Source organism: Pseudomonas sp. DE0157 (assembly GCF_007678615.1).
GTDB lineage: Bacteria > Pseudomonadota > Gammaproteobacteria > Pseudomonadales > Pseudomonadaceae > Aquipseudomonas > Aquipseudomonas parafulva_B.
This window is the reverse complement of sequence record NZ_VEJN01000008.1, coordinates 172,254-187,261: the sequence shown is the minus strand read 5'-3', so window position 1 is coordinate 187,261 and position 15,008 is coordinate 172,254. Positions and strand designations below refer to the sequence as shown.

12 protein-coding genes are annotated in these 15,008 nt (G+C 61.8%); 2 read left to right on the top strand and 10 right to left on the bottom strand.

Translation table 11 applies throughout. The features are described 5' to 3' along the window. Positions 1–29: 29 nt before the first annotated feature. From FS777_RS12680 to FS777_RS12655, 6 genes are all read right to left on the bottom strand, one after another. Positions 30–2,585, bottom strand: coding sequence for a sulfite reductase flavoprotein subunit alpha (locus FS777_RS12680; protein ID WP_145255788.1), 2,556 nt, complete (start codon positions 2,583–2,585; stop codon positions 30–32). Between the two features lie 190 nt (positions 2,586–2,775). After that, positions 2,776–3,939, bottom strand: a complete 1,164-nt coding sequence (locus FS777_RS12675) for a type III PLP-dependent enzyme (protein ID WP_058637467.1) — start codon at positions 3,937–3,939, stop codon at positions 2,776–2,778. Positions 3,940–4,407: 468 nt separating this feature from the next. Further along, positions 4,408–5,565 (bottom strand): betaine/proline/choline family ABC transporter ATP-binding protein, encoded by a 1,158-nt coding sequence (locus FS777_RS12670; protein ID WP_145255785.1) that lies wholly within the window; start codon positions 5,563–5,565, stop codon positions 4,408–4,410. Continuing rightward, entirely contained in the window at positions 5,562–6,215 is a 654-nt protein-coding gene (locus FS777_RS12665) for an ABC transporter permease (RefSeq protein WP_023533317.1), read from the bottom strand. Before FS777_RS12665 ends, FS777_RS12670 begins: the two co-directional genes overlap by 4 nt. Then, positions 6,212–7,123, bottom strand: coding sequence for a glycine betaine ABC transporter substrate-binding protein (locus FS777_RS12660; protein ID WP_058637469.1), 912 nt, complete (start codon positions 7,121–7,123; stop codon positions 6,212–6,214). The genes FS777_RS12665 and FS777_RS12660 overlap by 4 nt, the downstream gene beginning before the upstream one ends. A gap of 13 nt (positions 7,124–7,136) precedes the next feature. After that, positions 7,137–7,850, bottom strand: coding sequence for an ABC transporter permease (locus tag FS777_RS12655; RefSeq protein WP_027913703.1), 714 nt, complete (start codon positions 7,848–7,850; stop codon positions 7,137–7,139). Between the two features lie 512 nt (positions 7,851–8,362). On the opposite strand from FS777_RS12655, the gene FS777_RS12650 reads away from it, so the two are divergent. Next, positions 8,363–9,946 (top strand): peptide chain release factor 3, encoded by a 1,584-nt coding sequence (locus FS777_RS12650; protein WP_078479072.1) that lies wholly within the window; start codon positions 8,363–8,365, stop codon positions 9,944–9,946. A gap of 109 nt (positions 9,947–10,055) precedes the next feature. Here FS777_RS12650 and FS777_RS12645 read toward each other — a convergent pair whose 3' ends face one another. From FS777_RS12645 to FS777_RS12630, 4 genes are all read right to left on the bottom strand, one after another. Next, the gene (locus FS777_RS12645; RefSeq protein WP_027913706.1) at positions 10,056–11,135 is read right to left on the bottom strand and encodes a polyamine ABC transporter substrate-binding protein; all 1,080 of its coding nucleotides are present in this window, start codon (positions 11,133–11,135) and stop codon (positions 10,056–10,058) included. A 51-nt stretch (positions 11,136–11,186) separates the two neighbouring features. Beyond that, positions 11,187–11,528 carry a cupin domain-containing protein gene (locus FS777_RS12640; RefSeq protein WP_058604382.1) on the bottom strand — a complete coding sequence of 114 codons (342 nt, stop codon included), beginning with the start codon at positions 11,526–11,528 and terminating at the stop codon, positions 11,187–11,189. A 28-nt stretch (positions 11,529–11,556) separates the two neighbouring features. Then, entirely contained in the window at positions 11,557–12,963 is a 1,407-nt protein-coding gene (locus FS777_RS12635) for an FAD-binding oxidoreductase (protein ID WP_145255782.1), read from the bottom strand. A gap of 63 nt (positions 12,964–13,026) precedes the next feature. Continuing rightward, positions 13,027–13,827: an AraC family transcriptional regulator gene (locus FS777_RS12630; protein ID WP_145255779.1), complete on the bottom strand. Its 801-nt coding sequence runs from the start codon at positions 13,825–13,827 to the stop codon at positions 13,027–13,029. Between the two features lie 211 nt (positions 13,828–14,038). On the opposite strand from FS777_RS12630, the gene FS777_RS12625 reads away from it, so the two are divergent. Beyond that, complete coding sequence (locus FS777_RS12625; RefSeq protein WP_027913710.1) at positions 14,039–14,938, top strand: hypothetical protein; 900 nt, start codon at positions 14,039–14,041, stop codon at positions 14,936–14,938. The last annotated feature ends 70 nt before the right edge of the window (positions 14,939–15,008 follow it).

Genomic DNA, 15,008 nt, shown 5'->3' with positions numbered 1-15,008 from the left:
GCCAGGACGCCGGCTTTGCCTGTTGCCGATCAGTACACATCCCGCCGGTATCGCCCCTCCTCGATCAGACGTTGCACGGCAGCATCTCCAAGCAGGCCTGCAAGTGCCGCATCGACGCCAGCGGCCATGCCCTGCAGGCTACCGCAGACGTACACGCAGGCACCTTCATCCATCCAGCGTTCGAACAGCGCGGCCTGTTGCAACAACACATCCTGCACGTAGATTTTTTCGGCCTGGTCGCGAGAGAACGCCAGGTCCAGCCGTGCCAGATCCCCAGCGGCGAGCAACCCTTGCAGCTCGTTGCCACACAGAAAATCATGGGCGCGATTGCGTTCGCCGTACAGTAGCCAGTTACGCCGCTCGCCCGCAGCGACGCGGGCCCTTAGCAGACTGCGCAGGCCCGCCAGGCCAGTACCGTTGCCGATCAGGATCATCGGTACATTGCCCTGGGGCATATGGAAGCCACTGTTGCGCTTTAGCCTCAGGCTCAGTGTGCCATCGAGCGGCAGGTATTCGGTCAGCCAACCAGAGCCTACGCCCAAGTCGCCACTTGGGTGTCGCTCCTGGCGCACGATCAGCTCCAGCACCCCGTCACTGGCAATCGAGGCGATGGAATAGTCGCGGCTGCCGAGCGGCACCAGTGCGTCCACCACCGCCTGGGCATGCAGCCCGACCAGATGCCCACCGACGGCAGGTAACTGATGGCCTGCGAGTGCCTGAGCAAGCCTGACTACCACCCCCTCGACCTGCACGTGCGTGTCGGCGTCCAGCCCCAGGTCTCTGACGAAGGCATCGACCCTCGGCCGACCGTTGAGCGGCATAATCTCCACCAGGTCGCCGGCTTCCCACACCGCAGGCTCCTGCGCCTGCAGGCCGAGCAGATACACCGGCTGGCCCTGGCTACCAGGGTTGAGCAGTTCACGGCGGATCAGCGACCAGTTGCCGAAACGGGGGGCTTGCCAAGCGGATACCGGCGCGGTGCCGGTCAGAAGCGCCAGCGCCTGATGCCACTGCTGAAGGGCTGCCTGATCGGCGTTGTCGACCTCCACGGGGTCAAATGCACAGCGAGCACCACGCTCGGTCAACCACGTCTGAAGCCGACGGGCGAACCCGCAGAACTGTGGGTATTGACGATCACCCAGCGCCAGCAGGGCATAGCTGAGGGTCTGCAAGGGCAAAGGCTGACCCAGCACGTTGCGCTCAAAGCCTCGCGCGTTGTCAGGGGCTTCTGCATCCCCGAAGGTGCTGACGACAAACAGCGCACGGCGTGCCGCACGCAGATCTTCTTCACACAACGTACCCAACGCCCTGACCTGCACCGGCAAGCCCGCCGCCTGTAGTTGCCCGGCGCTTTGCCAGGCCAGCTGCTCGGCCATACCACTCTGGCTGGCGTAGCCGATCAGCCAGCTCTCGCTGTTGACTTCATCGGGGGTCACGTGGCGGCGGGCAGCCTTAACCTGACGTTTCTTGCGCCGTCGATCCAGGTAGAGCAGCCAGCCTGTGACGAAGAAGACCGGCATGGCCAGGCTGGCCAGGGTCAGAACGATGCGCCCAACCAGGCCAAAGTATTCCCCAACATGCAATGCGTACACGCTTTGGAGCAGTTGGGCCTTGAATGATTTATCACTGTAGCGTTCGTGAAGGCTGACCTTGCCACTGGCAGGGTCCAGGACCAAGGTGTCGAAGGCCCTGGGATGGTCGGCGTTATCCAGCAGGTAGAACAGATTGGCAGGTTGACCGCCGACTGGGGGCAGGCGCAGGTTGTAACTGGCAAGGCGTGGACCTGCGGCGTTGCGCAGGCTGGCCCAGATGGCGTCGTAGTCGACGTTCAGCGCCGGTGCCTTTGGGTCGATAGACGCAGCTCCGGAGCGCCGGTCTTTTTTCAGTTGCGGCTGCGGCTGCCCGGCGACCGGCGGATCGGCCAGTAGCCGGTTCAGACCCTCCCGGTACCATTCGTAGGACCAGAACAGGCCCGTCAGGGCGAACAACAGGTAGAAGAGCAGGCACCAGGTGCCTGCTACGGCGTGCAGGTCCCAGTTGAACGCACGGCCTTTTTTGGCCCAATCCAGCGTCAGCCAGGTTCGCCAGTTTGTGGCATGGCGCGGCCACCGCAGGTACAGGCCCGACAGGCAGAAGAACACCAGCAGCAGCGTCGAGGCACCGGTGATCTGCCTGCCCGTGTCGCCCATGGCCAGAAAGCGGTGAAGCGTAAGCATGAGGGTGAAGAAGCCTTGCCCCGACACTTCGCCCAGCAGCTGGCCCGTATACGGGTCTGCGTAGCGCAACGGACCGCGCCGCTCGCCCGGTGCAGGGGTGAAAAAGATCCTGGCAGCTTCGCCTTCACGAACATCGACCCACAGCATGGCGACCTTGTCGTGTTGCTGGGCTTCGACACGTTGCACCAACTCAGCAGGTGGCAGCACGCCGTCAGGCCGTACCTCTACGCGCAGCACATCGGCATTGAGCGCGCTCAGCAGTTCGTCCTGAAACGAATAGAGCGCCCCAGTGATACCCATTACTGCAAGTACCAGCCCGGCCGTGATGCCGAATAACCAATGCAGCTGGAACAGCGTCTTCTTCAGCACCTTCGTTCACCTTGTGTCGCCGCCGCACCCTGCGTAGCGCTGGCGGATGTTAATGGAAGCTCCTGCACGCGGCAATTGAGATTCGTTCACATTCACAAGGTGATTAGCTGCTGGTGTGACGCCGGGGATCGAGGTGCGGTCGGCTTTACTGCGCAGGCATGAAAACGGGGCCTTTGGGCCCCGTCATGGATTACAGATAGTAGGCTTTGAGCGGCGGGAACCCATTGAACTCCACCGCGCTGTAGCTGGTGGTGTAGGCACCGGTCGACAGCCAGTATAGGCGATCGCCGATTGCCAGGTTCAGCGGCAGACCATACTTGTAGTGCTCGTACATGATGTCGGCGCTGTCACAGGTAGGGCCGGCGATGACCACTTCCTCGGTTTCGCCCTTTTTCTCGGTCCAGATCGGGAACTTGATGGACTCGTCCATGGTTTCGATCAGGCCCGAGAATTTGCCGACGTCGGTGTAGATCCAGCGCTCGACGGCCGTGCGCGACTTGCGTGCTACCAGCACCACTTCGCTGACCAGGATGCCGGCGTTGGCAATCAGCGAACGGCCCGGCTCCAGGATGATTTCCGGCAAGTCGTCGCCGAAGTCTTCCTTGAGGAAGCGAATGATCTCCTCGGCGTAGGTTTCCAGGCTGTTGGTACGGGTGATGTAGTTGGCCGGGAAGCCGCCGCCCATGTTGATCAGCTTCAGTTCGATGCCGTCTTCTTCCTTGAGCCGCTCGAAGATCACCTTCACCTTGGCGATAGCGGCGTCCCACACGCTGATGTCGCGCTGTTGCGAGCCCACATGGAAGGAGATGCCATAGGGCACCAGGCCCAGGTCACGGGCGAGGATCAACAGGTCCATGGCCATGTCGGTCTGGCAACCGAACTTGCGCGACAGCGGCCAGTCGGCAGTGGTGGAGCCTTCGGTCAGGATACGCACATACACCTTCGAGCCCGGCGCGGCCTTGGCGATGTTGCGCAGGTCGGCCTCGGAGTCGGTGGCGTACAGGCGCACACCCTTCTCGAAGAAGTAACGAATGTCCTTGGATTTCTTGATGGTGTTGCCGTAGCTGATGCGATCGGCGCTGACACCCTGGTTCATCACCTTGTCCAGCTCGTAGATGGAGGCGATGTCGAAGTTCGAGCCCTTGTCCTTGAGCAGGTCGATGATCTCGACGGCTGGGTTGGCCTTGACGGCGTAGTACACCTTGGCGAATTCGAATCCCGCGCGCAGGTCGTCATAAGCCTTGCTGATCATCTGGGTATCGATGAGTACGAACGGCGTTTCCTGCTTGTCGGCAAACGCCTTCATCTTCTGGAAGGTGTCGCGTGCGAAATAGTCTTCGACCTGGATCGACATGCTCAGGGACTCCATGGGCAAACTGAAAATTTAAGTGGCTGCAAACTGAACGCCCTCCGTATCCCCACTTTGGTTCGCCTACTCAGTACTTGAGCCGGATGGATCGTTTCCAGCATGGACGTTCGGCGCGCACTTTAGGGCGTGAACTCGGCAGAATCAACAGGCAATCCCTGACGAATCGGCGATGTTCGAGTTGCCACGCCTGGGATTAACGACCCATGTGAACGGCTGGTGTTCCCCAGTGCGCGTCAGACGTAAAGAATTGTGGAATAGCCCTGGGCAGGGTGCGTAAACCCAAGCCCCTCTGCTTGGGCACGAGGCGCATTTGGAGATGATCGAGCGGTGCGGCAGGTAGGCTCGGGTGTTCATATTTATGGCCACCCGAGTCTGGTACTGGCGTTCAGAAAACGGTCCATGAATTTTTTATTCCGTCCGCCCTCGTCACGCCTTTTTTGCTATGAAAGGCTTTTAGGACGTCACCATCTCGGCGGGCGAGATAATGGTGGATTTCGCCCCGCGTGAGCGGCCCGAGCTCAGGTAGGCCGCAATCGACTCCTGGGTGACCTCGCCCAGGAACACCTGCTCGGCGTCCAGTACCGGCAGCCAGGCGCGGTTGAACTCGTACATGCGCGACAACAGGATACGCAGGTTTTCATCGTGTGCCGCCGTGGCGTTGAATGGCCGCAGGAAGTCGGCGCACGTGCCTTGCTGGCGGTGCATGTCGCGTCGGCGCACATAGCCGAGCGCCTTGTTCATGGCGTCGGTCACCACCACGTAGCGGCGATCATGTTCGTCCAGCAGTTCCAGCGCATCAGCCACTGGGGTCTGCGGGCTCACCGCCGGGGCATTGTCAGCCGCATCTTCGGCACGGACCAGCAGTAGCCGCTTGAGGGTGCTGTCCTGGCCGACGAAGTTGCTCACGAAGTCATCGGCCGGGTGCGCCAGCAAGGTGTCTGGGTGATCCAGCTGCAACAGCTTGCCCGCCCGGAAGATGGCAATCTTGTCGCCCAGCTTGATAGCCTCGTCGATGTCATGGCTGACCATGATCACGGTCTTGTTCAAGGCCCGCTGCATCTCGAAGAATTCGTTCTGGATCATCTCCCGGTTGATGGGATCCACGGCGCCGAACGGCTCGTCCATCAACAGCACCGGGGCGTCGGCTGCAAGGGCGCGGATCACCCCGATCCGCTGCTGCTGGCCACCGGAGAGTTCGCGGGGGTAGCGCTGCAGGTACTGCTTGGGCTCGAGCTTGATCATGTGCATCAGCTCGCGGGCGCGCTCGGCGCAGCGCTGCTTGTCCCACCCGAGCAGGCGCGGCACGACGGTAATGTTCTCCTCGATGGTCATGTTCGGAAACAGGCCGATCTGCTGGATCACATAGCCGATGTGACGACGCAGGCTGACTTCGTCCAGGCCGCTGGTGTCTTCGCCATTGATGAACACCTGCCCCGAGGTGGGGGTAATCAGGCGGTTGATCATCTTCAGGGTGGTGCTCTTGCCGCACCCTGACGGGCCCAGGAACACGCAGATTTCGCCTTCGTTGACCGTGAGGCTGACCGCGTCCACGGCCTTGACGTCCTTGCCGTTGACGTTGAAGGTCTTGCTGAGGTTCTTCAGTTCGATCATGAGCGCATTCCTTCTGGAGTCAGGGCACGTTGCAGGGTTTGCAGGAGCAGGTCGGCGATGATCGCCAGCAGGCTGACCAGTACTGCGCCGACCAGCAGCATCGACATGTCGCTGCGGCTGATGGAGGTGAGGATGAGTACGCCCAGGCCACCGGCCCCAATGGTGGCGGCGATGGTCATCACGCCGATGTTCATCACCACGGCAGTACGCACGCCGGCGAGGATCACCGGTACTGCGATGGGCAACTCGACCATGCGCAGGCGTTGACCGAAGGTCATGCCGATGCCCCGGGCAGCCTCGCGAATACCGGGCTCGACGTTGGTCAGCGCCAGGTAGGTGTTACGCAAGATTGGTAGCAGGGAATAGAGGAACACCGCCGTGATGGCAGGCAGCGGGCCCAGGCCCTGGCCGAAGGTGGAGTAGAACGGCAACAGCAGCCCGAACAGGGCGATCGACGGGATGGTCAGCAGCACCGTGGCGCTGGCCTGCACGGGCCCGGCCAGGAAGGGGAAGCGGGTCATGACGATGCCCAGCGGCACGCCGATCAGGATGGCCAGGCCCACGGCCACGCCCACCAACATGATGTGCTGCCAGGTCAGCTGCAACACCAGGGCCCAGTCCAGGTGCGCGAAGGTATCGAACAATGTCATGGCGTCACCTCCTTCAGGGGATGTTCTCGCAGGAAGGCGGCTGCGACCGAGGAGGGGCTTTGGTGCTGCACATCGACCTTGGCGTTGAGTTGGCGCATGGTCTCGTCGTCCAATTGTTCGGCAAGGGGGGCGAGCAGGCTGGCCAACTGCGGATGAGCGTCGAGCACGGCCTTGCGCACCACCGGGCCTGCCGTGTAATCCGGGAAGTAGTGCTTGTCGTCTTCAAGCAGCTTGAGCTTGAACGCGTTGAGTCGGCCATCGGTGGTGTACACCAGGCCTGCGAACACCTGGGCATTGCGCAGCGCGGTGTAGACCAGGCCTGCGTCCATCTGACGGATGTTGGCGCGCTCCAGGTGCATGCCATATCGCGCCTGCAGGCCATCCAGGCCGTCGGGCCGGTTGGCGAACTCGGTGTCCAGCGCAACCACATGCTTGCGCGCCTGCTCGTCCATCAACACCTGGTTCAACTGGCTGATGGTGTTGACCTGCGGGTAGGCCTTGGCCACTTCGCTGGGCAATGCCAATGCATAGGTGTTGCTGAACTTGGAAGGCTTGAGCCAGACCAGTCCCTTTTCGGCATCCAGAGCCTTGACTCGGGCATAGGTGGCCGCCGCGCTGGGCATGCGTTCTTCCACATGGTTGTAGGACACCAGCGAGACCCCGGTGTATTCCCACATCAGGTCAAGCTGCCCGGTTTCCTGCGCCTGACGGGCCAGGCTGCTGCCCAGGCCGCCAGTGACGCGCACCTCGAAGCCATTGGCGCGCAGGTATTGAGCAGTGATTTCGGCCAGCACGGTCTGTTCGGTGAACACCCGGGCGCCGATACGGATCAACGGTTTGTCTGCCGCCTGGGCAAAACCCGCCGACAGCAGGACCGCGCCCAGGAGCAAGGCGATTGCGTTCTTCATGGTTTTCCTCGGGTTATTGGGCCAGGCCACGTTCCAGCCAGCGCTTGCTGGCGAACGTCACCAGTGCGTCCAGCAGCAATGCCAGCAGTGCCGTACAAGCGGCGCCCAGCAAGAGCTGGGGCTGGTTGTTAAGGGCAATGCCGGGGAAAATCAGGCTGCCCAGGCTGTTGGCACCGATCAGGAAGGCGAGCGGGGCGGTGCCCACGTTCAGCGCCAGTGCTACACGCACGCCACCGACGATGATGGGCACGGCATTGGGCAGCTCCACCTGCCACAACTGCTGGCGCGGCGTCATGCCGATACCGGTAGCGGCTTCCTTGAGCGAGGCGGGAACGTTTTTAAGCCCTTCGTAGGTGTTGCGCACGATGGGCAGGAGGGAGGCGAGAAACAGGGCGAAAATGGCAGGGCCTGCGCCGATACCTAGTACGCTCAGGGCGATGGCCAGTACAGCCAGGGGGGGGATGGTGTTGCCAATGTTGAAGAACTGCATGAACCGCTCGGCTTTGTCGACCCTATGCGGTCGACTCAAGGCAATGCCGGCGGGGATGCCCACGGCCAATGCCGCCGCCATCGAAGCCAGCACCAGAACCAGGTGCGCTTGCAGGTAGAACGTCAGATCATCGCGGTAGCGCGCGATCGTGTCGAGGCCGATCCAGTGGACCAGCAGGGCCAGGATGACGAGCACGGCGGCCCATCCCAACAGCCCTTTTCCGTAGCGTGTCGCCACAGGTGGACTCCTTCTTGTCGTCGGCGAGCACACTTCTTCTTGGCCAGCCCCGAGAGGCAGCGGTGGTGTGTTCGCGATTAGCAGCCCGATGCGAGCCATAGGCGCCGATCAGGCCATGAGCCAAACCCCGTCGGGTTCGAAAACGCTGGTGAAACCGTTCCCCAACCGAAGCGGTTTACAGGGGAGTGGACGTCTCCTCGGGCGCAAAGGTTCCCATCTCAGGGGGCGTTTGGCCAGCACTAATCACTGGTTAACAGCGATCTAGCAAGTGAAAAGAATCGATAAATGCAGCTGTAGACGTTGAAAGCACTGGTCTTGCACGTATTCGCGTTCTGCCTGTGCAGCGCCAGTTCCCATCCCCGCACGGCAGGCGTTTGCGCACCTCAGGTAGGCGCTGACTTGCCAGCGAGGGACGGGGCGGTACCCGACCGTCCGCCACTGGCCGATTTTCGCCGAGTCGAATTTCAGGTATGATGCTGCCCCTTTTTGATCCCCCAGTCAGGCGATTTCCCATGACCAACCAGGCCGCCGAAGTCGCGAAGCGCCGCACTTTCGCAATCATTTCCCACCCCGACGCCGGTAAGACCACCATCACCGAGAAGCTGTTGCTGATGGGCAAGGCCATCTCCGTCGCCGGCACCGTGAAGTCGCGCAAGTCCGACCGCCACGCCACCTCCGACTGGATGGAAATGGAAAAGCAGCGCGGCATCTCCATCACCACCTCGGTGATGCAGTTCCCGTACCGCGAGCACATGATCAACCTGCTCGACACCCCCGGCCACGAAGACTTCTCCGAAGACACCTATCGCACCTTGACGGCCGTGGACTCGGCGCTGATGGTGCTCGACGGCGGTAAAGGTGTAGAGCCGCGTACCATTGCCCTGATGGACGTGTGTCGCCTGCGCGATACGCCCATCGTCAGCTTCATCAACAAGCTCGACCGTGACATCCGCGACCCGATCGAACTGCTCGACGAAATCGAAGCCGTTCTGAAGATCAAGGCCGCGCCGATTACCTGGCCTATCGGCTGCTACCGTGACTTCAAGGGTGTGTACCACCTGACCGGTGACTACATCATCGTCTACACGCCGGGCCATGGCCACGAGCGTACCGAAGCCAGGATCATTCGCAAGCTGGACTCGGACGAAGCCCGCGCTCACCTGGGCGACCAGTACGACGCGTTCGTCGAGCAGCTGGAGCTGGTGCAGGGCGCTTGCCACGCGTTCGACCAGGACGAATTCATCAACGGTCAACTGACCCCTGTGTTCTTCGGTACCGCACTGGGTAACTTCGGTGTCGACCACGTGCTCGATGCCGTCGTCGACTGGGCGCCGCGCCCGCTGGGCCGTGTTGCCCACGAGCGTACCGTCGAGCCCGTGGAAGAGAAATTCACCGGCTTCGTGTTCAAGATCCAGGCGAACATGGACCCGAAACACCGCGACCGTATCGCCTTCATGCGCATTTGCTCGGGCAAGTACGAAAAGGGCATGAAAATGCGCCACGTGCGGCTGAACAAGGACCTGCGCATCGGTGATGCGCTGACCTTCTTCTCTTCCGAGCGTGAGCAGCTCGAAGAAGCCTACGCCGGCGACATCATCGGTTTGCACAACCACGGCACCATTCAGATCGGTGACACCTTCACCGAAGGCGAGGCGCTGGGCTTCACCGGTATCCCGCACTTCGCTCCGGAACTGTTCCGCCGCGTGCGCCTGAAAGACCCGCTGAAATCCAAGCAGTTGCGTCAGGGCCTGCAGCAGCTGGCCGAAGAAGGTGCTACCCAGGTGTTCTTCCCCGAGCGCAGCAACGACATCATCCTCGGTGCGGTCGGTGTGCTGCAGTTCGACGTGGTGGCCAGTCGCCTGAAGGAAGAGTACAAGGTCGAGTGCGCCTATGAGCCCATCACCGTATGGTCGGCGCGCTGGATCGCCTGCGATGACAAGAAGAAGTTGGAGGAATTCCAGAACAAGGCCATGGAGAACCTGGCCATCGATGGTGGCGGGCACCTGACTTACCTGGCACCTACCCGGGTCAACCTGTCGCTGATGGAAGAGCGCTGGCCTGACGTCAAGTTCCGCGCCACGCGCGAGCACCACTGAGCGTAAAGGGCCCGGCCACTTCGGTGGCCAGGCCGTTGGGCGAAGAGGGCGGCTCGACGCCCGTCTCGCTCATCTCAACGGTTTGACGCCGCCCCCGCAAGGGCAGGTATCAGTTGCCCGCCTTCACACTGGTCCAGATACGTGTCCTGATACGGTCAATCTTGGCTGGCATCGCTTCAAGCGCGTACAACTTGCCCATCACCGCTTCGCTCGGATAGATCATGGTGTTGGCCTTGAGCGCCGGGTCAACCAGCGCATCGGCTTGCAGGTTGGCGTTGGCGTATTGCACGTGGTTGCTGATGGCGGCCATCACCTGCGGCTCCAGCAGGTAGTTCATGTAGGCATACCCGGCCTTTTCGTCCGGCGCATCGGCGGGCATGGCCACCATGTCGAACCACATCGGCGCCCCCTCCTTGGGTATCGAGTAGCCGACCTTGACCCCGTTGTGGGCCTCCTCGGCGCGATTTTTTGCCTGGAGCACATCCCCCGAGAACCCGACCACGACGCAGACGTCGCCATTGGCCAGGTCCGCCGTGTACTTGGATGAGTGGAAATAGCTGATGTACGGCCGCACCTGCATCAGCAGCGCCTTGGCCTTGTCGTAGTCGGCCGGGTTCTGGCTGTGGTGGGGCAGTCCCAGGTAGTGCAGGGCGATGGGCAGCAACTCGGGGCCATTGTCCAGTACCGCCACGCCACACCCTTTGAGCTTGCTCATGTACTGCGGCTTGAAGATCAGGTCCCAGGAATCGACCGGCGCGTCGTCGCCCAATACGGCTTTGACCTTGTCGATGTTGTAGCCGATGCCCGTGCTGCCCCAGAGGTACGGGAACCCGTACTGGTTGCCCGGATCATTGCCTTCCAGTGCCTTGAGTAGCACCGGGTTGAGGTTCTTCCAGTTGGGCAACTGCGACTTGTCCAGCCGCTTGAGGGCTTTGCCCTGGATTTGCCGGGCCATGAAATGGTTGGAGGGAAACACCACGTCGTAGCCGGAATTGCCGGTCATCAACTTGCCATCGAGGGTCTCATTGCTGTCGTAGACGTCGTAGGTGGGCACGATGCCGGTGGCTTGCTGGAACTGCTTCAAAGTGTCGGGCGCTATATAACTGGACCAGTTGTAGATCTTGACGGTTTCTGCCGCGCTGGCCACGCTGGCGGCCAGCATCAAGGGGGCGATGATTAGCGTGCGCATGTCGGGTCACCTTGCTTTGTGTGTTGTTATCGAAGGCAGGCGATCAGCGGATCAGAAGATGAGTACGTAGGTCTTGCGCACGGTTTCCTGGATATCCCAGGTGCCGGTGCTGTTGGCCGGTAGCATCAATGCGTCTCCGGCTTCTATGACCAGGGGCTCGCCATCGTCAGGGGTAAAAGTGCAGCGGCCCTTGATGAAATGGCAGAACTCCTGTTGCGTGATTTGCCGTCGCCAGCGCCCTGGGGTGCATTCCCAGATGCCCGTTTCCACGCCATCGCTGCGTTGCACGCACGTGATCGATGTCACCGCCACGGGCTGGCCGAGGGGTACGGCAACAGGGCTGCTGGACTGTAAAACGGCGCTGTCTGCCCGTTTGAACTGAGTGATGCTCATGACAGGTCGATCCTGTTTGGGTGAAGAATCAGTGCATGAAGCCTTCCATGAAATCTGCCAGCTTGGTGGCCAGTTGCCGTCTCCATGGCGGTGTCGCGGGGTTGGCCAGGGTGCGATCCTCGTGGACGAAGCTCTGGATGATGGCGTTGTACCCCAGCCAGCGGCTGGGCTCCGCAGGCCAGCTGGCCAAGCTCGATAGCGGCCTGTTGTCGTGTACCCAGGGCTGTCCGGTAAGCGCGTTCTGCTGATTCAGGATAAGTGCGGCCAGGGTGCGACCGCCCAGGTTGGTTGCGCCTACGCCTTCGCCGCCATAACCACCGGCCAACGCGATACCCCGCTGGCGGTCGCACAGCATGTGCGGCCGGAAGCGCCGCGCCATGCCCAGGTTGCCGCCCCACGAATGGGTGATGCGCACATGGCGCAGTTGTGGAAACAGCTCGCTGAACAGGTAGCGACGCAGCTCGATCTCATGGGCCTGGAGGTTAGAGTCCTCGCGTAACCTGCCACCGAAGCGGTAGCCACCTCGGGCACCGAACACCAGGCGATCGTCGGCGGTGCGCTGACCATAGGTCACTTGCCGGCTGCCCTCGCTGAAGGCTTGCCCCTGGTCGAGGCCGATCTGCGCCCACGTGGCTTGCGGCAAGGGTTCGGTGGCCACCATCAGGCTCTGAACCGGCAACTGGTGTTTGCCCAACGGCGGCAAGCTGGCGGCGTAGCCTTCCACCGCCGGGACGATCCAGTTGCACCGCAGACGTGCCAACGGGGTGGTCACTTCGCCAGGCTGCCAGTCCAGCGCCGGTGTGTTCTCGTAAATTGGCACCCCCATGGCCTCGACCACGCTGGCCAGGCCACGGACGAGCTTGGCCGGCTGTATCGTGGCCGTGTGCGGACTGTAGATGGCGCCATAGGTGTTGCTCACGCGCAACTGGCCCTGCAGTTGTGCTGGGCACAGCCAGCGGTAATCGTCCTCGGTCATGCCCAGGTTGTACAAGTGGTCCAGGTAGACACGCAGGCTTCGCTCCTGCTCGGGATACCGCGCCGCGCAGTACAACACGCCGCCCTTGCGGTAGTCGCAATCGAGCTGTTCGCGGTGCAAGACGCGCTGTACTTCGTCCGGAATGTCATGCAGCAGGTCGATGCTGGCGCGGCGCTGCAGCGGCGACAGGCTGGCCAGCAGGCGATCTTCACCCAGCAAATTGCCCATCAGCCATCCGCCGTTGCGCCCCGAGGCACCGAACCCGGCGATGTTGGCCTCGATCACCACGATGTTGAGGTGCGGCGCCTGGCGCTTGAGGTAGTAAGCGGTCCACAGGCCTGTATAGCCAGCGCCGATGATGCAGACGTCGGCCTCGACGTTTTCACGCAGAGCAGGGCGCGCACGCAGCGGCTCTTGCAGCTGGTCCATCCACAAGCTGAGGGTACGCAGGGGCTGCATGGGCCGGGCTCCACAAGCGGTCAGGTGATGGAGCGATGCTAGTGGGCAACGGCAGCGGTTGTCTTACGTGCGTGCACGCGAGGAAATCTGTTTGAGGTAGGCCTTGGGCGTCAGCCCGGTATGCTCGCGAAAGCACTTGTAGAACGCGGACAGCGAGTTGAAACCGGCGTTGAATGCCAGGTCATCGATGGACGCCTGGCCGTTGTCAGTTGCCAGGATCGTCATCAGGTGCTGCAGGCGCGCCTGGTTGACGTAGCGATAAAAGCTCTGGCCCAGCACCTGGTTGAACAGGTAGGAGATCTGATTGCGGCTGTAACCGCTGGCCTGAGCGACCTGTTGCAGGCTCAGCTCAGGATCCAGGTACGGGCGTTGTCGCTGGAAGTAGTGCTCAAGGTCTTGCGCCATGGTCGACAACTGACGCGGGGACAGCCCTAGCCGGCTGGTGGCGGGCCGAGAAGTACGACGGGTGCTGCCGGCACTTTGCTGACGCACGAGTGTGGCGTACTCATTGACCTGCCAGATCAGGCCGTCCTTTACCGTGATCGCCTCGCTGGACTGGAACGCCACCAGGCCGTCCCCGCCCTGCACGGTGACCTGGTACTGAATGTACGCCGTACAGCCATCGACGCGGATACGGTCGCTGTGCACGATGTCCTCACCGGCGGCATGGGGCAGGCAGGCGCTCACGTACGCACGCAGCTCGGCATGGCTCAGCACGCGATTCTGGAAGAAGTCGTGGTATTGAATGTCGGGGTGGTACAGCGCCATCACGCCATCGAGATCGCGATACTTCCAGCACAGGTGGTAGCGCATCACGGTGTCGGCGGTGATCGGCGTCTGGGACGGGCCATCGGGCAGGGTCATGGCAGGATCATGCCTGTTCCCTGGCGTGGCGACAAGAATTGCAGAACACCTGATGCTAGAGGCCGATTCGCGCATTTTGCACGATCAATAATTAACCTGTTTTTGTAACTCATTGATTTAAAAGGGCGGGATTTTTTATGGCAACTGGCACAGCGGCTGCAACGTTTAATGCGCGAATGGACTTCTCGCTAACAACACAGGCGACCACATCATGATCTCATCTGCCGACTATCCCGTTGTCGATACTCAAAGCCGCTCAGGTGTTTCCTGGGCAGCGATCTTCGCTGGCGCAGCCGGTGCTGCTGCCATCTCTCTCCTTCTGGTAGTGCTCGGTGCAGGGCTCGGCTTTGCCGCGACCTCGCCGTGGGCAGATGAAGGGGCCAGTGCCAAAGCCCTGGGTATTTCCACCATTGTCTGGTTGCTGCTGACCCAGATCATCGCTTCGGGCATGGGCGGCTACATTGCCGGCCGTCTGCGCGTGAAATGGGCCAATCTGCACGGTGACGAAGTGTATTTCCGCGACACTGCACACGGCTTCCTGTCGTGGGCCGTGGCTACCTTGGTGACGGCCATGCTGGTACTGGGTACCGCCGGCAACATCGTCGGTGCAGGTGCCAGTGCAGCGACTCAAGCGGCCGGCATGACCGCCGCTGCCGGTGGTGCTGCCGCCTCCAATGCCTCGGACGAGTCTCTGGACTACTTCGTCGACGGCCTGTTCCGTGGCGAGGGCCCAGCGCCTGTCAGCGATGATGCGGCCAATGGTGTTGCCGCTCGCATCTTGGCCAAAGGCTTCGCCGGGGACGGCGCCCTGGCACCTGAAGACCGTGCCTACCTGGCGCAGCTGGTTGCCCAGCGCACCCGCCTGTCCCAGCCGGAAGCTGAAGCGCGCGTCGACCAAGTCATGGCTCAAGTTCAACAACTGAAGACCGATGCCAAGCAAGCTGCAGACACCGCCGCCAAAGTGGCTGCCTGGACTGCCCTGTGGACCTTCGTGGCCCTTCTGTGCGGCGCCTTCTTCGCCAGCCTCGCCGCGCTGTACGGTGGTCGTCGTCGCGACCAGGTTCAGTGGCTTGAAGGCGACTACGTCGCTCACCGCACTATTCAACGCTAAGTAAGGAGAACGAACATGCGCTCGATATTGCTATGGCTGCTGGGTGTACCGATTCCAATCATCATTCTGA